Origin of the sequence: Agrobacterium sp. 22117, assembly GCF_052045735.1 — a bacterium.
In the GTDB taxonomy this organism is placed as follows: Bacteria; Pseudomonadota; Alphaproteobacteria; order Rhizobiales; family Rhizobiaceae; genus Agrobacterium; species Agrobacterium cavarae.
Map to the genome: position 1 here is coordinate 432,197 of NZ_JBQEPP010000001.1, position 21,463 is coordinate 453,659.

General features: G+C 57.3%; 25 protein-coding genes and 1 tRNA gene. 23 read left to right on the plus strand and 3 right to left on the minus strand.

Features of this window, described 5'->3' with window-relative positions; all coding sequences use genetic code 11:
• The first annotated feature begins 39 nt into the window (after positions 1–39).
• The 13 genes from ACTJKV_RS02040 to fliQ all read left to right on the plus strand — a co-directional run bounded on the left by ACTJKV_RS02040 (position 40) and on the right by fliQ (position 11,825).
• A complete protein-coding gene (locus ACTJKV_RS02040) occupies positions 40–684 on the plus strand; it encodes a hypothetical protein (protein WP_112519930.1) in 645 nt (214 codons plus the stop codon).
• Positions 677–2,059: a MotB family protein gene (locus ACTJKV_RS02045; protein ID WP_274100892.1), complete on the plus strand. Its 1,383-nt coding sequence runs from the start codon at positions 677–679 to the stop codon at positions 2,057–2,059. The genes ACTJKV_RS02040 and ACTJKV_RS02045 overlap by 8 nt, the downstream gene beginning before the upstream one ends.
• Positions 2,060–2,068: 9 nt before the next feature.
• Positions 2,069–3,304 (plus strand): chemotaxis protein, encoded by a 1,236-nt coding sequence (locus tag ACTJKV_RS02050; RefSeq protein ID WP_274100891.1) that lies wholly within the window; start codon positions 2,069–2,071, stop codon positions 3,302–3,304.
• Position 3,305: 1 nt separating this feature from the next.
• On the plus strand, positions 3,306–4,775 hold the full coding sequence (locus ACTJKV_RS02055; protein WP_274100890.1) for a flagellar hook-length control protein FliK: 1,470 nt from the start codon (positions 3,306–3,308) through the stop codon (positions 4,773–4,775).
• Positions 4,705–5,286, plus strand: coding sequence for a transglycosylase SLT domain-containing protein (locus ACTJKV_RS02060; RefSeq protein WP_112955827.1), 582 nt, complete (start codon positions 4,705–4,707; stop codon positions 5,284–5,286). The genes ACTJKV_RS02055 and ACTJKV_RS02060 overlap by 71 nt, the downstream gene beginning before the upstream one ends.
• A gap of 281 nt (positions 5,287–5,567) precedes the next feature.
• Positions 5,568–6,239: a response regulator transcription factor gene (locus ACTJKV_RS02065; protein ID WP_062426080.1), complete on the plus strand. Its 672-nt coding sequence runs from the start codon at positions 5,568–5,570 to the stop codon at positions 6,237–6,239.
• 216 nt (positions 6,240–6,455) lie between these two features.
• Positions 6,456–7,724, plus strand: coding sequence for a flagellar hook protein FlgE (locus ACTJKV_RS02070; protein ID WP_062599320.1), 1,269 nt, complete (start codon positions 6,456–6,458; stop codon positions 7,722–7,724).
• Between the two features lie 20 nt (positions 7,725–7,744).
• Complete coding sequence (gene flgK, locus ACTJKV_RS02075; protein WP_274100889.1) at positions 7,745–9,187, plus strand: flagellar hook-associated protein FlgK; 1,443 nt, start codon at positions 7,745–7,747, stop codon at positions 9,185–9,187.
• 1 nt (position 9,188) lies between these two features.
• Complete coding sequence (locus ACTJKV_RS02080) at positions 9,189–10,202, plus strand: flagellar hook-associated family protein (protein WP_274100888.1); 1,014 nt, start codon at positions 9,189–9,191, stop codon at positions 10,200–10,202.
• Positions 10,203–10,256: 54 nt separating this feature from the next.
• On the plus strand, positions 10,257–10,604 hold the full coding sequence (gene flaF / locus ACTJKV_RS02085) for a flagellar biosynthesis regulator FlaF (protein WP_062426076.1): 348 nt from the start codon (positions 10,257–10,259) through the stop codon (positions 10,602–10,604).
• A complete protein-coding gene (gene flbT / locus ACTJKV_RS02090; protein ID WP_062426075.1) occupies positions 10,601–11,047 on the plus strand; it encodes a flagellar biosynthesis repressor FlbT in 447 nt (148 codons plus the stop codon). Before flaF ends, flbT begins: the two co-directional genes overlap by 4 nt.
• On the plus strand, positions 11,041–11,454 hold the full coding sequence (gene flgD, locus ACTJKV_RS02095; protein WP_062426074.1) for a flagellar hook assembly protein FlgD: 414 nt from the start codon (positions 11,041–11,043) through the stop codon (positions 11,452–11,454). The genes flbT and flgD overlap by 7 nt, the downstream gene beginning before the upstream one ends.
• Positions 11,455–11,558: 104 nt before the next feature.
• A complete protein-coding gene (gene fliQ, locus ACTJKV_RS02100; protein ID WP_062426073.1) occupies positions 11,559–11,825 on the plus strand; it encodes a flagellar biosynthesis protein FliQ in 267 nt (88 codons plus the stop codon).
• 243 nt (positions 11,826–12,068) lie between these two features.
• Here fliQ and ACTJKV_RS02105 read toward each other — a convergent pair whose 3' ends face one another.
• Complete coding sequence (locus tag ACTJKV_RS02105) at positions 12,069–12,329, minus strand: hypothetical protein (RefSeq protein WP_274100887.1); 261 nt, start codon at positions 12,327–12,329, stop codon at positions 12,069–12,071.
• 318 nt (positions 12,330–12,647) lie between these two features.
• Between ACTJKV_RS02105 and ACTJKV_RS02110 the strand changes: the two genes are divergently transcribed.
• Positions 12,648–12,908, plus strand: coding sequence for a hypothetical protein (locus ACTJKV_RS02110; protein WP_274100886.1), 261 nt, complete (start codon positions 12,648–12,650; stop codon positions 12,906–12,908).
• A 58-nt stretch (positions 12,909–12,966) separates the two neighbouring features.
• Here ACTJKV_RS02110 and ACTJKV_RS02115 read toward each other — a convergent pair.
• Positions 12,967–13,041, minus strand: a tRNA-Thr gene (locus ACTJKV_RS02115).
• A gap of 153 nt (positions 13,042–13,194) precedes the next feature.
• Between ACTJKV_RS02115 and ACTJKV_RS02120 the strand changes: the two genes are divergently transcribed.
• The 9 genes from ACTJKV_RS02120 (at position 13,195) to yacG (ending at position 19,103) form a co-directional block, all read left to right on the plus strand.
• Positions 13,195–13,416: a hypothetical protein gene (locus tag ACTJKV_RS02120; protein ID WP_274100885.1), complete on the plus strand. Its 222-nt coding sequence runs from the start codon at positions 13,195–13,197 to the stop codon at positions 13,414–13,416.
• Positions 13,417–13,591: 175 nt separating this feature from the next.
• Positions 13,592–14,884 (plus strand): UDP-N-acetylglucosamine 1-carboxyvinyltransferase, encoded by a 1,293-nt coding sequence (gene murA, locus ACTJKV_RS02125; RefSeq protein ID WP_062599324.1) that lies wholly within the window; start codon positions 13,592–13,594, stop codon positions 14,882–14,884.
• A 178-nt stretch (positions 14,885–15,062) separates the two neighbouring features.
• Entirely contained in the window at positions 15,063–15,500 is a 438-nt protein-coding gene (locus ACTJKV_RS02130) for a DUF2948 family protein (RefSeq protein ID WP_274100884.1), read from the plus strand.
• A 144-nt stretch (positions 15,501–15,644) separates the two neighbouring features.
• Positions 15,645–16,943, plus strand: coding sequence for a histidinol dehydrogenase (gene hisD / locus ACTJKV_RS02135; protein ID WP_274100883.1), 1,299 nt, complete (start codon positions 15,645–15,647; stop codon positions 16,941–16,943).
• 3 nt (positions 16,944–16,946) lie between these two features.
• The gene (locus ACTJKV_RS02140) at positions 16,947–17,420 is read left to right on the plus strand and encodes a UPF0262 family protein (protein WP_062426066.1); all 474 of its coding nucleotides are present in this window, start codon (positions 16,947–16,949) and stop codon (positions 17,418–17,420) included.
• Between the two features lie 2 nt (positions 17,421–17,422).
• Positions 17,423–17,902, plus strand: a complete 480-nt coding sequence (locus ACTJKV_RS02145; protein ID WP_062426065.1) for an arsenate-mycothiol transferase ArsC — start codon at positions 17,423–17,425, stop codon at positions 17,900–17,902.
• Positions 17,903–18,009: 107 nt separating this feature from the next.
• Complete coding sequence (infA, locus tag ACTJKV_RS02150; RefSeq protein WP_027673809.1) at positions 18,010–18,228, plus strand: translation initiation factor IF-1; 219 nt, start codon at positions 18,010–18,012, stop codon at positions 18,226–18,228.
• 30 nt (positions 18,229–18,258) lie between these two features.
• Complete coding sequence (locus ACTJKV_RS02155) at positions 18,259–18,882, plus strand: Maf-like protein (RefSeq protein WP_062426064.1); 624 nt, start codon at positions 18,259–18,261, stop codon at positions 18,880–18,882.
• A 5-nt stretch (positions 18,883–18,887) separates the two neighbouring features.
• On the plus strand, positions 18,888–19,103 hold the full coding sequence (yacG, locus tag ACTJKV_RS02160; protein ID WP_144621707.1) for a DNA gyrase inhibitor YacG: 216 nt from the start codon (positions 18,888–18,890) through the stop codon (positions 19,101–19,103).
• A 76-nt stretch (positions 19,104–19,179) separates the two neighbouring features.
• On the opposite strand, the gene ACTJKV_RS02165 is transcribed toward yacG, so the two are convergent.
• The gene (locus tag ACTJKV_RS02165) at positions 19,180–21,360 is read right to left on the minus strand and encodes a DUF1217 domain-containing protein (RefSeq protein WP_144621706.1); all 2,181 of its coding nucleotides are present in this window, start codon (positions 21,358–21,360) and stop codon (positions 19,180–19,182) included.
• Between the last annotated feature and the right edge of the window lie 103 nt (positions 21,361–21,463).

Sequence of the window (21,463 nt, forward strand, 5' to 3'; positions counted from 1 at the left end):
TGAAAAAGACAGATGTGATGTCTGTCATCAGGTGCGTCGATGAGTGCAGCGCTGACAAAATATTTGAAGGATTTCAGCCAGTTCGTGCCGGCTGAAGAACCTGTGGCAATCGATATCGAGTTGCCGGCGGTGACCTTTGAAAGTGATTGGGCGGCGGCTCCCGAGCCTTTGGTCGATCTTGAGGAAGAGAAGCGGAAGGCTTTCGAGGATGGCGAGCAATCCGCAAGACAGACTCTCGAAGAAAGCCATCAGGCCGAACTCGACGCGTTGAAGCTGCGCCATGAGGAAGAGCTCGAGGCCCAACGCGTCCGGTTCGAGGAAGAGATTGCCGGTCACCTTGCGACCTCGGTCATCACCATGAAGCAGGTCATGAATGAGCACGTCGAGGCCGCCTGTCTCAAGGTTCTCAGCCAGTTTGTCGAGCAGGAGCTTGCACAGAAGACGGCAGCCGAAATGGCGGCTCAAGTTCTTCGCGAAATCCGCGACGGCTACGCTGGCACGGTCAAGATCAGCGGGCCGGAGCAACTGCTTTCCAAGATGCGCAAAGGCCTGGAAGAAATTGACCATCCTGTCGATTACGAGGTGTCGGACGACATCGATATTCAGGTTCAAATGGATAATTCAGTTCTAATGACGAGACTGTCGGAGTTTTTCCAAGGTTTGAGGGGCTTGTCGGATGAGTGAGAGCGAAAATCACCATCACGGCAAGAATGAAATCATCATCGTCAAGCGTCACAAGGGTGGGCATGACGGTGCGCATGGTGGTGCCTGGAAGATCGCCTTTGCTGACTTCATGACCGCGATGATGGCCTTCTTTCTCGTCATGTGGCTCGTCAACGCTTCCAATGAGAAGACGACCGCCTCGGTTGCCAGCTATTTCAATCCCATCAAGCTGACGGATGAGCAGCCGGCCGAGCGTGGGTTGAAGCAGCCCGCCAAGAAGGAGCAAGGCGAGGAGAACAGCGCAAAGTCCGACACCAAGTCGACCAAATCGACGGAAGGCAGTGCGGCGGCAAGCGGCGAGGATTCGACCACGACGTCCGGCCAGAACGTCAATTTCTCCGAAGCGGCGTTCTTCGAAAACCCCTATGCGGTTCTTGCGGAGATTGCCCAGGAGGTCGGCCAGCAAGCCAATGTCAGCGCCAAGGGTGAGGGCGGTGCAAGCGAATCCGGCCCTTCCACCGGCGCCTCCGGCGGTGAGGCCTATCGCGATCCCTTCGATCCGGATTTCTGGAGCAAGCAGATCGATACCGCTCAGCAGAACCCTTCTGTGGTAGTACAGGACACCAAGCTCCCGGAAAAGGAGCAGACGTCTGAAAGCGCGAAACAAACGCCACCGAACGAAGATGTCGCAGGCATTATCGGCGACCCGAACGAGCTTGGGGCACCGCCTGATGCTAAGACGGCTAAGGCCGAACAGGTTGCCGCAGACGATCTGGATCCGGAGGCTCAAAAGCCCACGGAGGTGGCCATGGCCATTCCCGTGCCCAGCCCCAAGCCCGACCAGGCATCCGGTAAGCAACCAAACAAACAGGATGCTGAGGTGAAGCAGGACTCTGAAAGCGAGCCTGCCACGCCCGTCAAGGTATCGCAGAAGAGCGAGAAGGCCGCCGACGCGCTCCGCGCGGAGATCTCGCAACAGGTTTCCGGCGTGGCCGGCAAGCTTGCCGAGGGCATTGTCGTGACCCCTGCCGAAGGCGGCACGCTGATCACCATTTCGGAAAAGGCAAGCACTGCGATGTTCAGTGTCGGTTCTGCCATACCCCAGCGCGACCTCGTCCTGGCAATGGGCAAGATCGGCGAGGTTCTCAGCAAGCAGAAGGGCGCCGTCGTCATTCGCGGCCATACCGATGGCAGAGCCTATAGTAGCGGCGGCAAGGATAACTGGACGCTGTCGATGGATCGCGCCCATGCGGCCTATTACATGCTGGTGCGCGGCGGACTGGATGAAGGACGGATCAAGCAGCTGTCCGGTTTTGCCGACCGTCGCTTGCAAAGCACCGACGACCCGATGAACGGCGCGAACCGTCGCATCGAGATATTGCTCGAGGACGGTTGAGGCCAGCGGATGATGAGAGCCACTCATATTGCTGGATTGTTGATGGGGGTGTCCTGGCTGCTGGCGGCTGGCCAGGCCGAGGCCCAGAGCGACCTGCCGCCCGCCAAGATCTTGCGGTCTCTGCAGTTCGTGCAGGATTCGGTCGTCATGGGCGATCATTCCGCGCGCGACATGCAGAAATTTCTGCTGAGCGCTTTCGACACCACGTTGCGCACCTCGGACATGTCGGTCTTTTCCGACACGAAGAACGCTGACGCGGCGCTGATCTACATCATGAGTGGCGGAAATCCCGCGACGCTGAACTATCTCGTCGCCAAGGACGTGCAAGGATACTTCGATTCACGCGTGGTCAACGTCCTGCAAAAATATCTGAGCGGTCGTGGCGGCCTGGTGGACAAGGTCGTCTCCGACCTCATTCCGGAATATCGCAACAATCGCCTGGGGCCTTACCTCATGCTGATTGCGGGCAATATCGCCTATACCAAAGACCCGGCTGCAGCCCTGCCATTCTTCGACGATGCCCGGTTGAGCGCGCCAGGCACGATCATCGAGGAAGCCGCACTGCGCCGCTCCATCATGGCGACGATGCAGTTGAAACAGCCCGACAAGGGGATGGTTTACGCGCGCAAATACGCCGTCCGATTTCTGCATTCACCCTATGCGTCGCAGTTTGCCGATCTCTTTGTCAGCCTCGCCATCGATAGCTTTGGCCCGGTGACGACCAAGGACATTGGTGAGATCGCCGAATTGATGGATGCGGAGAGAGCGCAGGAAATCTATCTGCGCATCGCGCGGCAAGCATCCCTGCAAGGCAAGATGGAGCTTGCCCAGTTCGCGGCAGAGAAAGCCAATGGAATTGCTGAGGACACGGGTGACACCACCCGTGAGCCTCTCTCCAAGCTCTATTCGGGGCTGTCCGACATATCAGGACAGGATGTTCTGGCCGCACAGGAAAAGCTGGCGAGCATCCCGGAATCGGAACTTTCGCCGCGTGACCTCGCGCTACGCAACGCGGCAAAAACCATTGCGGAACAGATTATGCAGCCGCCGTCTATAGCAGCCGCGACGACTGTTTCGAGCAGTAGCGGCCCTGCGACCGAGGGTATCAGGGCTCCTGCGCCCGCCGGAAAGACCGAGGAGGCTGCGTCTCAGGCAGCCGATGCGGCGCCGCTAAAGACATTTTTCGACAAGAACCGCGCTCGATTGAACGAGATCGACTCCATGCTGAAGCAGGAAGGGGGATAATATGAACGTCCTGAGCAACTTGGTGCCGAGCCACGCCGAGGCCGTAAAGGTCACAAATGGTCGGGACCGTGGTGGATCCTCCAAACAAGGCGGATCGGGCTTCTCGGATGCGCTTGGCGCTGCGGGTGACCGCACTGCGCGGCAACCTGCAACGGCGAACAGTGCCAACGCCGATTCCAAGGCGCAAGATAGCGATAAGGCCCAGAGCACACCGTCCAGCGCCGCGTCGACCGATACGAAGCAAACGGTCAGCGATCGCCCTGCCGATAAATCTCAGGATGCTGCGCCAGCCCGTTCCACAAGCGTCGACGACAAGCAACCACCCGCTGAAGGCGAGGTTGTCGATGAGGCGGCGCAGAGCAAACCTGCTCTACTGCTGAAGCTCGTCGATACGAGCGTGAGCGTTCAAACTGCGCCTGTTGCCCCCGTCGGCGCGGAAGCCCCGACCGAGACCGAGGAGCCTGCTACGTCACTTGCAGATCTGGTCAAATTCATCGAGACGTTGACGAAGGCCACGAACACGAGTGAAGTGCCGGTTGAAGGCGACAAGGACGATACGGACAGCGACAAACCTGCAGACGATGCAGATCTGACCAACGTTGCCAGCACGAGTGCCGACCTGATGTCGCTTCTCGCAGCCACAACCGCGCCAAAGGAGCAGCCTGTGGTGCCGGTGCATGCCGAGGCAAAGGCCAAGCCTGCTGATGGCGCTGCCTTGCTTTCCGTGGCTCCACCATCCGAAGACGATCTGGCCATGCCCACGACCGTGGTAAGGCTTTCCAAGGGGGATGCCCCGGCGATCGATCTCCAAATCGCATCGCATGAGGATGGGTCGCTGAAGGTCGATGCATCCCTATCCTCTGCTCCGAACGTCGATGTGGTGCAGGTCCTTGACAGCAGGCGCTATCTTGCTCTCTCGCCCACCTCGAATGCCGCCAACGTGACGGCGTCGATGGCAACCGACCCGGATTGGGCAACCGCAATGGCGGCCAAGACCAGCGGAGCGCCTCTGGTGACGTCCACCGGGCAGGTCGTTCACACGCTCAAGATTCAGATGAGCCCGGTCGAACTCGGTCATGTGACGGCCGCCATGAAGCTGGTTGGCGATGAGTTGAGCGTTCACCTGACGGCCCATACGCTGAAAGGCTATGCCGAGCTGCAGAAAGACAGCTCTGCCATTCTGGATGCCCTGAAGTCGCAGGGCTTCAGCGTTGACCAGGTGACCGTTTCGCTTTCCTCCACATCCGACCGTCAGGATAACACCAACAGCAACACCAATCGCCAGCCGAACGATCTGAACCAGCAAGGCGCACAGCAGGGCCAGCGTGGCAACGACGATCGATCGCAGGAGCAATTCTATCGGCAGACGCGCCAGAGCGCGCCCGAAGAGGTCAATGGCAATGATATTTCGGTTCAGCCTGAAACACTTCCTCGCGATACCAGCGCTCGTCCTGACCACGTTTACCTGTGAGGCTTCCCAGCCTACCGCAGCGGTCGAATGCGAGCGGCAGATTCATGATGCCGCTGGCCAGTATAGTATTCCCGAAGGAATATTATATTCGGTGGGGCTGACGGAAACGGGACGCAAAGGCTCGCTCAGCCCCTATGCGATCAACATCGAAGGCAAGGCTTTTTTTCCGGAAAGCAGGGCGGAAGCCTATCGTCTGGTAGAGGAAGCGCGGGCACGTGGCGCGAAGTTGATCGATGTCGGATGCATGCAGATCAACGTCTATTTTCATGGGGCGGAGTTCAGGTCGATTGGCGAGATGTTCGAGCCTGCGAAGAACGTCGCCTATGCTGCGCGCTTCCTGAAGCAGCTCCACGATCGGCATGAGACCTGGACGATGGCGGTCGCAAGATACCATGCCGGCCCCAATAATGACCCCGCGCAACAGCGCTATGTCTGCCGGGTCATCAGCAATCTGGTCGCAACGGGCTACGGTCAATGGACCGCCAACGCTCGCAAATTTTGCCAGGCTTAACCAATCCTAAGTTGCATCACCGAGTTTCATTTTTGCCCGTTTTCGAATTGCGGCAAGAATGGGCCAAATTAGGTGAGTCAATCCCCCTATTATCTTCCACAGGTTTATCCCATGAAAAAATATCCCATTTTTGGTTAACGCATACTAGATATAGTCCAAATCGGCACAGTATGGTTAATCAACTATTAATAATTACCTGTGTTTTCCTGTAATTGTGAGAGATTCGCCCGATTCGTACACCCTAGGACGTAGGTGAGCTACACTGATTCGGAGGCGGACGAATGATCGTGGTAGTTGATGAGCGCAAGCTCGTTAAGGAAGGGTATACAGCCCTGTTTGGACGAGAGGGGATACCCTCGACTGGATTTGATCCAGCAGAATTTGGAGAATGGGTGAACACCGCAGCGGATTCGGACATCGCTGCGATTGAAGCATTTTTGATTGGTCAGGCGGATACAACGTATGAACTGCCAAGAACGATCCGTGATCGTTCCCAGGCACCTGTCATTGCGGTCAGCGATCAGCATTCTCTCGATGCAACACTGGCCTTGTTCGATTGCGGCGTCGACGATGTCGTCCGCAAGCCAGTACATCCACGTGAGATCCTGGCACGGGCGGCAGCAATTCGCCGCAGGCTCAACGTCATCACGCAATTTACCGATGTCGGTCCCATCCGGGTTTTCTCCGATGGTCGCGATCCGGAAGTGACGGGCGAGGTCTTCCCACTGCCGCGTCGTGAACGACGTATCCTGGAATATTTAATCGCGAACCGCGGTCGTCGCGTTTCCAAGGCGCAGATCTTCAACGCGATCTACGGCATCTTCGACGAGGAAGTCGAAGAAAACGTGGTGGAAAGCCACATCAGCAAGCTTCGCAAGAAGCTGCGCAAGAAGCTCGGCTTCGATCCAATCGACTCCAAGCGGTTCCTCGGATACTGCATCGACTGGTCCTGAACGGCATCGCGGGTTCAAAACGCCCGCGATTTTTGTTTATTCATTTCAGCAACATCATTCTCGAAGACCGGCCCGCGCCGGTCTTTTTCGTTTCTGGGCTTCGCTACGTCTCCATGTCCCCCAACCGCGCTGAAATTTTCCGTGGTGGAGAAAACAGACAGCCTCACGCAAGGCCCGCATCCTAACGTCATCAGGAACAGGAATAGAGGATTCGACATGAGCCTTTTTGGAACGATGAAAACTGCTGTATCCGGCATGGGCGCTCAGGCAAACAAGCTCGGGACCGTCGGTGATAACATCGCCAACGCCAGCACCACTGGCTACAAGAGCGCATCGACCTCCTTTTCGACGCTCGTTCTGGGCGCGAACGGCGGCAACTATAATTCCGGCGGCGTGATGACGAAGGTCAATTACTCCATCACGCAGAACGGACCGTTGCAGTCGACACAATCGCCGACCGATATCGCCATCCAGGGCGATGGCTTCTTCGTGGTCGAGGACCCGAGCGGCAACGTCTTCCTGACCCGGGCAGGCCAGTTCGTGCCTGACGACGACGGCTTCCTCGTCAATGCCTCCGGCTTCAAGCTCTTGGGCTACAAATATGATGGCACCACGCCAACCACCGTCGTCAACAGCTATGACGGTCTCGTGCCTGTCAATGCGTCTGCCGACGGCATGCAGGCGACCGCCTCAACGCTTGGTTCCTTGACGGGCAACTTGTCCTCGTCCGCGCCGATTGTGGCTGCTGGCAACCGCCCCAGCGCGAACAACACCTCGGTGGTTGTCGACCAGATCAGTACATTGAAGACGTCCGTGACGGGGTACGATCCGCTCGGCAATTCGGTCAAGTACGACTTCTACTTTACGAAGACGGGCGACAACGAGTGGGACGTTACCGTCTATGACTCCAAGTTCGCGACAGATCCGGGTGGCTTCCCGTACACTCAGCCAGCGCTGCTGACCGAGACATTGACGTATGATGCTGGAAAGCTGGAAAACGATCCTCCGACGATCACCCTCGCCGATGGCGTCAACGACATGGACGTGACATTCGATCTTTCGGGAATGTCTCAGCTTGGTGCAGACAAGTCGACCATCTCTAAGGGTGGCGTGAACGGTAACGCGGCTGAAGCGGTTCAGTCGATCTCTATTACGGCTGACGGCACGGTCTACGCGACCTACGCCAAGTCCTCGCCGCGTCCGCTTTATCGTGTGCCGCTGGCCGATGTGGCAAGCCCGGACAATCTGAAGGTTCTCTCCGGTAACGCGTTCCAGACGACCGCCGAATCGGGCGTGGTCACCTTGGGCTTCGCCGGTCAGACAGGCTACGGCTCCATTGCGTCCAAGCAGCTGGAACAGTCGAACGTCGATATCGCCAACGAACTGACGGAAATGATCCAGGCGCAGCGCAGCTACACCGCCAACTCGAAAGTCTTCCAAACAGGCTCCGATATGATGGACGTCCTCATCAATCTGGCACGATAACGGTTTCTGGAGACGGGTGAATGGCGCTCAGTACGACACTTAACACGGCTAAGGCCACTCTGGGTAACACGTCACTCTCAAGTGCCGTCGTTTCGAATAACATTTCGAACGCAAGCTCAAGCGACTATAACCGCCGCGCCGCTGTCACCACGGTCAATACGCTGACGGGAGCAATTACCGTCAAGATCGAGCGTGCCGAAGATAGCGCTCTTTTGAAGCAGTATCTTTCCGCCGCTTCCGATGATGCGGGCAAGCAGAAGTTCCTGGCAGGTATGAAGTCGCTGAGCGTGGTGATGGGCGGTGAGGAATACACCGCGGCCCCGTCCACCTATCTCGCATCCCTGCAGAATGCCCTGAATACCTACGCCGCATCGCCAACGGACATCACGCTGGCCTCTGCTGTCGTCAGTGCCGCTACCGATACGACCAATGCGTTGAACACCTCCACCAAGGCTGTTCAACAGTTGCGGGTGGATGCCGACAGCGAAATCGATTCGACAATCACGCGGCTAAACCAGTTGCTGAAGGATTTCGGCGACGCCAACGATCAGGTCAAATATGCGACCCAGGTTGGACGCGACCCGAACAACGCGCTCGATAAGCGTGAAGGCCTGCTCAAGGAAATATCCGGGATCATCGGCATTTCCACCGCGACCCGTCCGGGCAATGATGTCGCCATCTACACGACGGACGGCACCACCCTTTTCGAAACGACGCCAAGAAAAATTTCCTTCGAGTCCCGCGCCGCTTATGATGCGGATACGACGGGTTCCGGGATTTTCATCGACGGCGTGATGGTCAAGACCGGCTCTGGCAGCAACACCACGGCGAAGGGTAGCCTTCCGGCACTTCTGCAGCTGCGTGACGAAGTCTATCCAACCTATCAGGCACAGCTTGACGAAATCGCCCGCGGCCTTATGGGGACGTTTGCCGAACAGGATGGGAGTGGAAATCCGGTTGCCGGCCTGTTCACCACCCGTGACGGCTCGACCGTCGATTTCGAAACACCACAGAAAATCCCGGGTCTTGCCGGCCTGATCTCTGTTTCAGCCGATGCGGTTACGATCCCGACGAAGCTGCGCGATGGCGACATTGCGGGCGTCAGCCCGAACGTGGACGGATCGAGCGGTTATTCCAACGTCCTGTACAAATATGCGACCGCAATGAACACGCCGATCGAATTCGATCCGGCGGCAGGCATTTCGAGAAATACGACGTTGCTAAGCTTTGCGACGGATTCGGTCGGCTTTGCTGAAGAGTATCGCAGCAACGCCACGTCGGCGGCGGATAGTACCTCTGCGATGCTGACGAAATCGAAAGAGGCCTACTCGAACGCGACCGGCGTCAATCTTGATGAGGAGTTGATTCAGCTTCTCGACATCGAGCAGTCCTACAAGGCTGCGGCGAAGCTGATGACGACGGTCGATGAACTTCTGAAGACACTGTTGGCGACGGCGAACTGATATGAAAACCACCTCGATCTCATCCCAAAGCGTTAGCACGGCCATGCATTTGACGGTGTCCAATGCGCAGGCTGAAATCAGCAAGTTGCAGAAGGAAGCCGTCACCGGTACCTATTCCGATGTCGGCGTGGAACTTGGCACGCGGACCTCGACGAGCCTGGACTACACGCGTGAAAGCAAACGCCTTCAGTCCATCGTCGACTCGAACTCCGTGGCCGAGCAGCGCATGGATGCTTCGCAGCTGGCGATGAAGAACATGTCGGATTCCGCCCAGACTCTGCTAAATTCGGTCATCGCGCTCAGCGGCAATACCGACGCAAGCAGCCTCGGTGTGGCGAAGACGACCGCGATGTCGGTGCTGGAAAACTTCACGAGCTACGCGAACACCGCAGTCAACGGCGAGTTTCTGTTTTCGGGCATCAACACCGACGCGCAGACGCTGGATGATGGGTTCATCGGCAACATCACGAGCAACTTCAAGTCGGCTTTCGACACTGCCTTTCCAGACCCATCGACGGCCTCTGCCAGCGACGTTGCATCCTTCCTGCAGAACTACCAGGATAATTTCGACTGGCCGTCCTGGACGAACGCTTCCGATACGGCCATGAGCAGCCGGATCAGCACCTCGGAGACCGTCTCGACATCCGCCAGCGCCAATGAATCCGGGTTCAAGAACCTTGTCCTGGCGACGGTCATTTCCTCGCAGCTGGTCGATGCCGGTCTCGGCCCCGACGCGCTTTCGGTGGTCAACGACGCCACGACGAAGCTCGCGGGTTCCGCCATCTCCAACATTGATACCCAGCGCGCAAAAATCGGCTTGTCCCAGGAGCGAGTGGAGAAGGCGAATACCTATATGAGCGCGCAGAAGACGATCATCGATACCCAGCTGACCGGTCTTGTCGGCATCGACACCTACGAGGCGTCGACCCGCCTTACGACCCTTCTGAACCAGGTCGAGACGTCATATACGATTACATCGAAGATTCAGGGGCTTAGCCTCGTCAATTTCATCTAGCAGGAATAATTCCGCCGATGACGGGCGGCACATCGGGCCATGAAGGAAAGATAAATGTTCCAGTTTTCATATGCGGAGATCATGGAGGATGACCCCCATATTGCCCGCAACAGGGAGAGACAGGTCCTTGAGCGATCTATCGAACTCCTGGAGGTCGCCAAGCGACAGGAAAAATATGGCAAGGACGGGATCGAGGCGATTTTCTACACCAGGCGGGTCTGGACACGCTTCGTAGATGATCTCCAGCAGCCAGAAAATGAACTGCCGGTTGAACTCAAAGCCAACCTCATTTCCATCGCCATCTGGATTCTCAAAGAATGCGAGCAGATACGCAAGCGTAATTCGACGAACTACCAAGGCATTATTGACGTGACAACCATCATCAAGGATGGACTTAAATGAAAAGTACACTGCGGATTTCCTTGAAGTCTGGGGAAAAGATCTTCATCAACGGCGCCGTTCTTCGCGTCGACAGGAAGGTTTCCCTGGAATTCCTCAATGATGTGACATTTCTCCTTGAGAACCATGTGTTGCAGCTTGAGGATACGACGACACCTCTGCGGCAGCTGTACTTCATCGTACAGATGATGTTGATCAATCCGGAAGGCAAGGAGCAGTCCCTGACACTCTTCCGCAAGTCGATCACCATGCTGCTTGCGACCTTCAAGAACGAAGAAATCCGTTCTGAGCTGAAGCGCATCGACGCCACCGTCTCGTCGGGCCGTCCCTTCGATGCACTGAAGACCATCCGTGGTCTTTACGCCAAGGAAGAGACCATTCTCAACAGCCATGAAATCACGCCGGCCGTTGTCAACGAATTGCGAAGGGAAATCGCACCATGGTAGACGCTGTAGCGAGTGCCACATCGACACAGACGACCTCTGCATCGAAAACCGACTCCAAAAAGGCGTCGCTGGATTACGACAACTTCCTCAAGCTCTTGATCACGCAGATGAAGAACCAGGATCCGACGAATCCAATGGATCCAAGTGCGCAGGTCGCCCAGTTGGCAACCTTCTCGCAGGTCGAGCAGTCGATCAAGATGAATACCAATCTGGAAAGCCTGATCTCTGCATCGTCGCTGTCGAACGCGTCTTCCTATATCGGCAAGACGATTACCAGCGCAGACGGCCAGACCAGCGGTGTCGTGAAGTCGGTGGAAGTCACCGCCGAGGGCCTCTCCGCTACCACCGTTGCCGGCTCGACGATTGCAATCGGCCAAGGCATCAAAATCTCGCAGACGGCGTCTTAACGCCTTCTGTCGAATCATATAGCATCTTTGATGGTCGCATCATGCGGCCATGCCCACCGTTTCAGGTTCGGCATCCTTTAGCCGAATGAGACGAGCGGACCGAGATGAACGAGGCAGACGCTCTCGATATCATGCAAAATGCGATATGGACCGTGCTCATCGCATCGGGTCCTGCGGTTCTTGCCGCAATGACAGTCGGCATTATCATCGCATTCGTGCAGGCCCTGACCCAGATTCAGGAAATGACGCTGACTTTCGTACCGAAGATCATCGCCGTCATGGTGGCCATCGCCTTTTCAGCGCCGTTTGTTGGTGCACAGATCTCCCTCTTCACCAATCTGGTGTTCTCCCGCATCCAGTCGGGATTCTGATCTGGTCCAAGCGACTGCGTTCGTTGGTGTCTCGATTGGCGTTTCTATCGTGTGATGGGGCAGCGCTGCAGTTTCGGACGCTGAAGGCTGCGTGTTCGTTGAGGCTTCCGTTTCAGGAGGAGGCGGTGCGTTTCCAAGAGTTGTGAGGCGGGACTGCTCATCTTGCTTTTAGATCGATAACGCATATCGTCCCTCTCGTACCACAGCGATAACTTCAGCAGGAATGGGTCGGTCCCCATTCTGTCATGTAGGTGATCGCCCCTGCATACCGCCGCCATAAGCGATAAAGCGCTTGCCTTCGTCAGTCAGAACAAGGCGAGGCGCGCCATTCGAAGCGATTTCTCGCACAAAGGCTTCTCTTTCAAGGCTAGCGACGGTTGAAGTCGAGATGCGCTTGTCACCAACCAGCCACACCCGACCCGAACGCCGTTGATAACGATACTGGTGGATCGCCGACAACGAGCGGATTGCACTTCGTGAAAGCTGTTTTTCACCAGATGTCATTATGACTGCTCCTATGAATGTTCTCTCTACGTTCATGTGATGATGGCTGCATTAGCTTTCAAGTGCGCGTCGCGTCATGTTCAGGCTATGGAAGGAAGGCTTTCGAGGATTCCTGGGTTGCGCTCGTCTCTGCGAGGATGGGCGCGTGAATCTCGTATCGAACCGCCAAGGCACGCGATGACGAGACTTCGGCCACCGGGGTTCCTGCGGGCGTATTGAGCCCGCGTCACACCAGCTTAGCCTAGCCTCAGCGTTCCTCGTCCACCATATACATCCATCACCCGAAGCCGTGGCTCAAATTGAAAGGGAAGACGCTGAATGGCTTACAACGCAAAGCCTGGAGATGTTTGTTTGTTTGAAAACGAAAAAGCTGGGCACGAAACCGCTCCTGACCATCGCGGCTATTTCATCGCAGACCGCGATATCAAGGCAGGAGAGAAAGTCGAGCTCGCACTCTGGGCAGGACGCTCGAACAGCCTACGATCGTTTAGCGGTCGCCTCTCGGCCCACAAGAGTGGAGGTTCTCCACAGCCTGAACCCGTCGATCTTTTCGGCAATCCAGTTAAGCCCAAAGCATAACGACGGTCGCGCGCCACCAGCAACCGAGCGAAAAAATCTTTATAGTGGGAGAAACAAATGGTGCTGCGAAAGAGGATTGAACTCTCGACCTCTCCCTTACCAAGGGAGTGCTCTACCACTGAGCTACCGCAGCATCTGTCGTCGAAGCGCTGCCTCGACATCAAGTGGGCGCCTATTGCCATAGGTTTTTGATGAGCGCAAGCATCAAAGTGCGACTTCACCATACCTTTCTGAAAAAAGCGACGGACACTGTTGGACCGCGCGAAATTCGTTTATGACACCGCTTATGGACGATGATCACGATGAAACCCTGCAAAAGCCGCTGGCATCCGGGCAAACTGGACCCGGCGAAAAGGCAAAGCAGCGAGAGGCGGAGCGCAAGGCGCGGGCTGCAAAGAAGCTGCGTGAAAACCTTGCTCGCCGCAAACAGCAGTTGCGCGCCCGCCGTGCAGGTAACGAAGACGATACAATCGGACTTCCTGCCGCAAAAACGAACGAATCGTGCTGACAAGAACAGACCGGGGAAATTGAAACGGACAGGGGTTTCATCTTTCGCGTCGACTCTTGTCTGAGTGGGCGGCATCAACTCTTTTTCAGCTGTGCTGCCGTTTGTCGGCAGGCCGGCACCAACACATGCCTCGACGGCACCAAGGAAAGGCGAGCGCAAAGCTCGTAAGGGACGAATGGATCGCATCAGAATCACAGGTGGGAACGAGCTGAACGGCATCATCCCGATTTCCGGCGCCAAGAATGCAGCACTGCCGCTGATGATCGCATCGCTGATGACCAGCGATACGCTGACGCTGGAAAACGTGCCGCATCTGGCAGACGTCGAACAGCTGATCCGCATTCTCGGCAACCACGGCGTCGACATTTCCGTCAATGGCCGTCGTGAAAGCCAAGGCGAAAGCTATTCCCGCACCGTGCATTTCACCTGCCGGACGATCGTCGATACGACCGCTCCATACGAGCTGGTCTCCAAGATGCGTGCAAGCTTCTGGGTCATCGGCCCGCTTCTTGCCCGTGAGGGCAGGGCGCGCGTTTCGCTGCCCGGCGGCTGCGCCATCGGCACACGTCCCGTCGACCTCTTCATCGAAGGACTGGAGGCGCTTGGCGCCACCATGGAAATCGATGGCGGTTACATCAACGCGACAGCGCCCGCCGGCGGTCTGATCGGCGCCACCTATACCTTCCCGAAAGTCTCCGTTGGCGCAACGCATGTGATGCTGATGGCGGCAACGCTCGCCCGCGGCACGACGATCATTCACAACGCGGCTCGTGAGCCCGAAGTTGTTGACCTTGCCCAGTGCCTGACTGCCATGGGCGCGAAGATCGAAGGTGCCGGCACCTCCACCATAACCATTGAAGGTGTGACGTCGCTCTCCGGCGCCCGTCACCGGGTCCTTCCAGATCGTATCGAAACAGGCACCTATGCCATGGCGGTTGCGATGACGGGTGGCGACGTTCTTCTGGAAGGCACGCGCGCATCGCTGCTGGACAACGCCATCGATACGTTGCGGCTTGCCGGCGCAACCATCACGGAAACAGAGAGCGGCCTGCGCGTCGTGCGCAACGGCAATGGCATCCGCCCGGTCGATGTCGTTACCGAACCCTTCCCCGGTTTCCCGACGGACTTGCAGGCGCAGTTCATGGCGCTGATGACGCGTGCCGATGGCGTTTCGCACATCACCGAAACCATCTTTGAAAACCGCTTCATGCACGTTCAGGAACTTGCCCGCCTTGGCGCCAAGATTTCTCTGTCAGGCCAGATGGCCCGCATCGAAGGCGTCTCCCGCTTGCGCGGCGCGCCTGTGATGGCGACCGACCTTCGCGCCTCCGTCTCGCTGGTCATTGCCGGACTGGTGGCTGAGGGCGAAACCATGGTGTCGCGCGTCTATCACCTGGATCGCGGCTTTGAGCGTCTCGAAGAGAAGCTGAACCGCTGCGGCGCGAAAGTCGAGCGCGTCAGCGATTGATCGTTCATCGCCGATTCTCGATGAGGGGGCCTTGTCCGTTGAAGAACCGGCCCCGACTGCCTATCTCCAGATCAACCACTTGAACGACGACGCAAATGCCGCGTGCGGCACGCGTCGTGTTTCACACATGTTGAACGCGAGATAGCGGACCTGTCCGCGAGATGAGGACCAAGAGACGATGAGCGGCCTTAAACTCATGGCGCTGGATGGCGAAGACCTTGCCATCATTTCTACCCACATGCAGGACAGCGTCTTCAAGTTGAAAGACGTGTCCTTCGAACCTCGGCCCGGCCAGTTCGTTCTCTCAGCCAACCGGTTCGTCTGGGAACACGGCGCCAAAAAGAACCATCCACCAGAACGCTGCCGCTCTGCCCTGGTTCTCAAACGCGTGTCGGCGGTCCGCTCCAGCGGCATAAACCGCACCGACAAGGAGCAGGTTCATTCCCTCCTCGCCATCCGCTTCATCCAGAAGGGAGAGGGTCCCGATGGAACGATTGAGCTGACGCTTTCCGGCGGCGGCGCGATCGCGCTCGATGTGGAATGCATCGAGGCCCAACTGACGGATCTCAGCGGTGCATGGGAAACCGACTCCCGCCCCTTCCATCCGGCAGACTAAATCTTGAGCTGACGAAGCGGGCAGGGAATTGCCTTGCCCGCATGTTTCGATTTATGCCACATACCCATGTGCCGTCTCATCGTTGGGGCTGCAGAGAATTTTGCCTCGCACGCATCGCGAGGCTCTCGAAAAGGGTGACGTGAAGTGGCAATCTGGCTGGAGCAATCCTCTTCTGATTTCGAACAGGCTTTCGCCGCGTTCCTCACGACGAAGCGCGAGGTTTCGGAAGATGTGAACGCCGTCGTTCGTGACATCATTGAGGATGTTCGAAAGCGTGGCGATGAGGCGTTGGCCCATTACTCGATCAAGTTCGACGGCCTGGATTTCTCTAAAATCTCGATGCGTGTCACGGAAGCGGAAATCGACGCCGCCCTTGCCGAAGTCGATCCTGCCGTTCTCGATGCTTTGAAGTTTGGAGCCCAGCGTATCGAAAAGCACCACGCGCGTCAGATGCCGAAAGACGATATCTACGAAGACGATATCGGGGTCGGCCTCGGTTCCAGATGGACAGCGATCGAGGCTGTCGGTCTTTACGTTCCAGGCGGCACGGCAAGCTATCCAAGCTCGGTGCTGATGAACGCCGTTCCGGCCAAGGTCGCAGGCGTCGAACGCATCGTCATGGTCGTTCCGGCCAATGCCGGCAAGATCAATCCGGCGGTACTGGCTGCAGCGCGCGTCGCAGGCGTTGAGGAAATCTACCGCATCGGTGGTGCACAGGCCATCGCAGCGCTTGCCTACGGCACTCAGACCATTGCACCCGTCGCCAAGATCGTCGGACCGGGCAACGCCTATGTGGCTGCGGCCAAGCGCCATGTGTTTGGGACGGTCGGCATCGACATGATTGCCGGACCCTCCGAAGTCTTGGTGATTGCCGACAGACACAACGATCCGGATTGGCTCGCGGCCGATCTTCTGGCCCAGGCTGAACATGATTCGGGCGCTCAATCCATTTTGATCACCGATGATGCGGAGCTGGGCCGCGCTGTCGAAAAGGCTGTCGAGCGCCAATTGAAGCAGCTTTCCCGTTCGCAGACCGCCACCGCCAGCTGGCGCGATTTCGGCGCGATTATCCTGGTGGATGATCTTGCCGCCTCGATCCCGCTTGCCAACCGCATCGCCGCTGAACACCTGGAACTTGCCGTCGATGACCCCGATGCGCTGATGGCGGGTGTTCGCAATGCGGGCGCCATCTTCGTTGGCCGCCATACGCCTGAAGTGATTGGCGACTATGTCGGAGGATCGAACCACGTCTTGCCCACCGCCCGCTCGGCACGCTTCTCGTCTGGTCTGTCAGTGCTCGATTTCGTCAAGCGCACGTCGATCCTGAGGCTAGGCCCAGATCAGCTGCGTCAGCTTGCACCCGCTGCCATCATGCTTGCCAATTCCGAAGGGCTCGATGCGCATGCGCGATCCGTCGGCATTCGCCTCAATCCGGAAGGGTAGCAGATGGCGGCAGGCGACTTCAGACTCTGCGACGTGGTGCTGGATGAGAGTATCGGTCGATCCACGCCTGATGTGGAGCATGAGCGCGCTGTCGCGATCTTCGATCTGATCGAGGAAAACAGCTTTGAGCCCATTGGGCATGTGGGCGGACCGTACCGGCTGAACATCTCGCTGGTGGATGCAAAGCTCGTCTTCTCCATCACCACGGAGGAGGGGACAGATGTGGCCACGCACATTCTGTCGCTCACGCCCTTCCGCCGCATCATCAAGGATTATTTCCTGATCTGCGAGAGCTACTACGAAGCGATCCGGTCTTCGACGCCCAGCCAGATCGAGGCGATCGATATGGGCAGGCGCGGTATCCACAATGATGGATCGCAAACGCTGATGGATCGTCTTTCGGGCAAGATCAAGATGGACTTCGATACCGCACGCCGCCTCTTTACCCTCGTCTGTGTCCTTTATTGGCGAGGCTAGGCATGGAAGGTCCGGCCGCTCCAGACTTGAAAGACAAGGCCCCGCGCGCCATATTATTCATGTGCGGCATGAACTCCATCCGTTCTCCCATGGCAGAGGTCATCGCCAAGCAGATCGTCGCTCCCGGCATCTATATCCAGTCCGCTGGCGTCAGGGCAGGCGATCGCGACCCCTTTGTCGATGCGGTTCTGGACGAAGCCGGCCTGACGCTTGGCAAGCACAAACCGCGCACCATGGATGAGATCGAGGACGACTTCTTCGATCTGATCATTACCTTGACGCCAGAGGCCCATCACGCCGCACTCGAGTTGACGCGGTATAACGCGCTTGACGTCGTCTATTGGCCGACCATGGATCCGACGGTGGAAACGGGCTCCAGAGAACAGAGGCTGGAAGCCTATCGCGAGGTTCGCGATCACCTGAAAAAGCTCATTTCCGAGCGCCTGCCGCAACGCGCGCAGCCATTTTCGGAAACGCTTTAAAGCGGACGACAATTTAGGTTCACAAATGTGCGGCGATTGTGTAGTTTCCGCGCAATTTTCCCGGGCACTTTACGCCTGGCATCATCAACAGGAAGAAACAAACCTATATGACAAAAGAAGAAGTCCTTGAATTCCCGGGCGTCGTGACCGAACTCCTGCCCAATGCGACGTTCCGTGTGAAGCTGGAAAACGAGCATGAGATCATTGCTCACACGGCGGGACGCATGCGCAAGAACCGTATCCGCGTTCTCGCTGGCGACAAGGTCCTGGTCGAAATGACCCCTTACGACCTCACCAAAGGCCGCATCACCTACCGTTTCAAGTAATCGCCCGATAGATCGGACGGCTGGCAGAGCATGACAGACCCAAAACAAAAGCTGATTCTGGCTTCCGGATCGCCACGCCGTCTTGAGCTCCTGCATCAGGTGGGTATCGAACCCACACGCCTGATGCCGATGGACATCGACGAAACACCCGCACGCCTCGAACACCCCCGCACACTCTGCCGCCGCCTGTCTTTGCAGAAGGCACAGGCCGCTCACAAAGCGGTCAAGGGCGAACTGGCCTGGCGGGATGCCTATATTCTCGGTTCCGATACGGTGGTCGCCGTCGGTCGCAGGATCGTTGGCAAGGCCGAATATATCGAGGACGCTTCGGCGGCGCTCCATCTCCTCTCCGGCAGAAGCCATTGGGTCTATACGGGCATCTGCCTGATCACGCCGAACGGCAAGGTGCGTCAGAAGGTGGCCGAAACCAAGGTCCGCTTCAAGCGTCTGTCGCAGTTCGAAATTGAAAACTACATCGCGTCCGGCCAATGGCGCGGCAAGGCTGGCGCCTACGCTATCCAGGGTATCGCCGGCTGCTTCGTCCAGAAGCTGACGGGCTCCTACACCAATGTCGTGGGACTGCCGCTTTACGAAACGGCCGCACTCCTGGCGGGCGAGGGCTTCGAAGTCACGTCGGGCTGGCAGGAAGGCTGAGAAGCATGACGTCCGATCCCAAAATTACGCCTCTTCGCAAGGCACAGCCATGCCCCGAATGCGGCAGGCCCTCGACCCGCGAAGATTATCCCTTCTGTTCCGATCGCTGCCGGTCGCTTGATCTATCCCGTTGGCTGAACGGCTCCTATGCCATTCCCGTCGCCGATGACGAGGAGCTTGCGGACAACCAGCGCCGCACGGATAACGACAGCGATTATTGAGCGTGGCTTCGGCTGCTACCGCAGCCGCTTTCGCTTTTCGAGGACGCTGACGCAACGCGAGTTCAGCCGGACCCTATCAACCCGCTCTGAGCTGAGCGACCGCCAGAAGCGTATCCGCACTGATGGAGGCCGACCGTCCCAGGAGGCTGAGCGACGTTGAGGTCGGACCGTTCTTCTGCGTATCGTAAAGCGCGGTAAATCGTTTGACGATCTTGTCGACATAGTCCGGATCGCCGAGCTTCCCAACATCGATGTATTTCTTCACCAGATCGGCTTGCTTGGCCACGTCGATATTGCCAATGGCAGTCGGCAGATTGTAGGCGGTCTTGAAAAAGGTGAAGAGCGCCTTGTCGCTGATGATGGAGTAGGGGCTCGTAATTTCGGGTGCCTTGCGCTTGAAATACAGCGCCAGGCGGACGCCGTCATTCTGCTCGCCCTGCTGCACTTCCAGTGTCTGCTGCAAATACTGGTTGGTCGTCTCCAAAATCGCGCCGCGCTGTTGAACGCCTTCGGTCGCCGTTGCATCCAGCTGTCCCTTGGCGCTGAAATTGAAGGACGCGACGATTTCTGCAAACTTGCCGTTGCTCTGTGTGTTGACGAAGCTTTTCGGATCGGAAAGGTCCGACTTGAACATCCTGCGCAGATCGGTGGCCGTGACCTCTTTCGGGTCGAGACCATTGGCTTCCAGCACGAATTTGGTCAGCCGGCTATCCGCCAGGAACTGATCGGCGGTCTTGATCCCGGCAATCGTCGAGGTGTAGTAGGCGATTTCCTTGTCCGCTGCCTTGGACGCATTTTCCTTGGCTGTACCGGTCAAAGCTCGGAGCTTTACGGCTTTGTAGTCTGCAGTCACCTGGGCCACCATGCGCTGCGACTGCGCGGTCAATGGTGCTTCCGTTCCCCCATCGGCGGTGAAATTGAAGGCCTTGACGAGGTTGACATAGCGGTCGTCGTCCAGCCTGTTGACGTAGCTTTTCTTGTCGGTCACGTCGCTTGAGAGGATTTTCTTGAGTTCGGACTTGGAGACCTCATCCGGATTGATGCCGAAGGCGCGCAAAGCCACGTCCCAGACTTCGCTGACCTCGTCGTTCTTCTTGTCGTCGTCTTTCTTGTTGGAGACGAAGAAGTCGTCCAGCTTCGTCATCTTGGCGATACGGGTTTCGTAATTCGTGACCGCATCCGCGATCTTCTTGTCCGCGTCCTTCCTGAACTCAGTTGTGTACTGCTTTGCTACCGCTGACATCTGTTCGGGCGTCTGCGCGCTCGTGCCGGCAGGAAGAGTCCCGTCGCTGGAAAACTCGAAGGCGTCGAGCAGCTTGGTGTTGCCGTAGGTCTGAGCGAAGTTTTGGCTATACATCAGGCTCGCCACGCTGCTTGCAAGCATGGTGGGATTGAGGCCGAAAGCCGTTTTGACATAGGCGACGAGACGGCTATCCTTGACGAGATCCTGCGCACTCTGGACCTGGGGAACATGCTTGTCCCAGTAGCGCTGATTGGCATCCAGCAATGTGGCTGACGGATAGGTCGACATGCTGGCAACGTAATCGAGCTTCAGATCTTCCGTCTGGTCGGCGGTCTGTGCCTGACCGTTGACCGTGCCGTCCGCATTAAAATTGAAGAACCCGGTGAGCTTTTTCCAGGCAGGATTTTTCGCCTGGTTGGCAACGCTGTCGGGATCGGCGAGATCGCTTGTCAGAACCTGTTTCAGATAGGCCTTGGAGGTGAAGGTCGTATCGAGACCGGCCGAATCCAGGACATAGGTGCGAAGCCGCGTGTTGTTGACCAGATCGTCGACATTGGTGATCGCGCCGATCTTGGAGGCGAAATAGGCAGCCTCTGTCTTGATATTGGTCTCTTCGGTCTGGAAGGAGGCCTTGTAGGCATCGGTCGTGCTATCGGCCTGCGCCGTGCTCTGCGCCACCTTGGCATCGCCCTTGAAGTTGAAGGCCTGGGCCATTTGAAGGTAGCGCTTGTCGGTCAGCGTATTGGCAAAGCTCTTGCTGTCGCTGAGATCGCTGTCCAGCACCTTGCGCATGAAGGCTTTGCCATAGGTCATTTCCCCAAGGCCATAGGCCTGCATCGCATAGGAATAGAGACGGTAATCGCCGAGCAAGTCGTCGACGGTCTTCACCTTACCGATATTCGCTTCGTAATATTCGGTATCGCGCTTGACCGGAGCCTGGCTCTCGACCTTGGAGAGAGAGGCCTTCATATCTCGATTGACGGTGAGATAACTGCTGTATGTCGACAGAACCATGACGAGCCCTAGTTCGTTGAAGACCCTTCATGGTCGACGGATACGCGGTCATGGCGCAAATATTGAACTCGATCATATTACAAGATGACGGTTGACCAAAGCT

Excerpts from the sequence above, each read along its gene's own strand:
- flbT (WP_062426075.1), top strand. The coding sequence starts at position 10,601 with ATGAAAAGTACACTGCGGATTTCCTTGAAGTCTGGGGAAAAGATCTTC.
- ACTJKV_RS02080 (WP_274100888.1), top strand. The coding sequence starts at position 9,189 with ATGAAAACCACCTCGATCTCATCCCAAAGCGTTAGCACGGCCATGCAT.
- ACTJKV_RS02105 (WP_274100887.1), bottom strand. The coding sequence starts at position 12,329 with ATGACATCTGGTGAAAAACAGCTTTCACGAAGTGCAATCCGCTCGTTG.
- fliQ (WP_062426073.1), top strand. The coding sequence starts at position 11,559 with ATGAACGAGGCAGACGCTCTCGATATCATGCAAAATGCGATATGGACC.
- ACTJKV_RS02055 (WP_274100890.1), top strand. The coding sequence starts at position 3,306 with ATGAACGTCCTGAGCAACTTGGTGCCGAGCCACGCCGAGGCCGTAAAG.
- ACTJKV_RS02065 (WP_062426080.1), top strand. The coding sequence starts at position 5,568 with ATGATCGTGGTAGTTGATGAGCGCAAGCTCGTTAAGGAAGGGTATACA.
- flgD (WP_062426074.1), top strand. The coding sequence starts at position 11,041 with ATGGTAGACGCTGTAGCGAGTGCCACATCGACACAGACGACCTCTGCA.
- ACTJKV_RS02120 (WP_274100885.1), top strand. The coding sequence starts at position 13,195 with ATGGACGATGATCACGATGAAACCCTGCAAAAGCCGCTGGCATCCGGG.
- yacG (WP_144621707.1), top strand. The coding sequence starts at position 18,888 with ATGACGTCCGATCCCAAAATTACGCCTCTTCGCAAGGCACAGCCATGC.
- flaF (WP_062426076.1), top strand. The coding sequence starts at position 10,257 with ATGTTCCAGTTTTCATATGCGGAGATCATGGAGGATGACCCCCATATT.
- infA (WP_027673809.1), top strand. The coding sequence starts at position 18,010 with ATGACAAAAGAAGAAGTCCTTGAATTCCCGGGCGTCGTGACCGAACTC.
- ACTJKV_RS02140 (WP_062426066.1), top strand. The coding sequence starts at position 16,947 with ATGGCGGCAGGCGACTTCAGACTCTGCGACGTGGTGCTGGATGAGAGT.
- ACTJKV_RS02040 (WP_112519930.1), top strand. The coding sequence starts at position 40 with ATGAGTGCAGCGCTGACAAAATATTTGAAGGATTTCAGCCAGTTCGTG.
- ACTJKV_RS02070 (WP_062599320.1), top strand. The coding sequence starts at position 6,456 with ATGAGCCTTTTTGGAACGATGAAAACTGCTGTATCCGGCATGGGCGCT.
- ACTJKV_RS02050 (WP_274100891.1), top strand. The coding sequence starts at position 2,069 with ATGATGAGAGCCACTCATATTGCTGGATTGTTGATGGGGGTGTCCTGG.
- ACTJKV_RS02110 (WP_274100886.1), top strand. The coding sequence starts at position 12,648 with ATGGCTTACAACGCAAAGCCTGGAGATGTTTGTTTGTTTGAAAACGAA.
- ACTJKV_RS02155 (WP_062426064.1), top strand. The coding sequence starts at position 18,259 with ATGACAGACCCAAAACAAAAGCTGATTCTGGCTTCCGGATCGCCACGC.
- murA (WP_062599324.1), top strand. The coding sequence starts at position 13,592 with ATGGATCGCATCAGAATCACAGGTGGGAACGAGCTGAACGGCATCATC.
- flgK (WP_274100889.1), top strand. The coding sequence starts at position 7,745 with ATGGCGCTCAGTACGACACTTAACACGGCTAAGGCCACTCTGGGTAAC.
- ACTJKV_RS02145 (WP_062426065.1), top strand. The coding sequence starts at position 17,423 with ATGGAAGGTCCGGCCGCTCCAGACTTGAAAGACAAGGCCCCGCGCGCC.
- ACTJKV_RS02130 (WP_274100884.1), top strand. The coding sequence starts at position 15,063 with ATGAGCGGCCTTAAACTCATGGCGCTGGATGGCGAAGACCTTGCCATC.
- ACTJKV_RS02165 (WP_144621706.1), bottom strand. The coding sequence starts at position 21,360 with ATGGTTCTGTCGACATACAGCAGTTATCTCACCGTCAATCGAGATATG.
- ACTJKV_RS02060 (WP_112955827.1), top strand. The coding sequence starts at position 4,705 with ATGATATTTCGGTTCAGCCTGAAACACTTCCTCGCGATACCAGCGCTC.
- ACTJKV_RS02045 (WP_274100892.1), top strand. The coding sequence starts at position 677 with ATGAGTGAGAGCGAAAATCACCATCACGGCAAGAATGAAATCATCATC.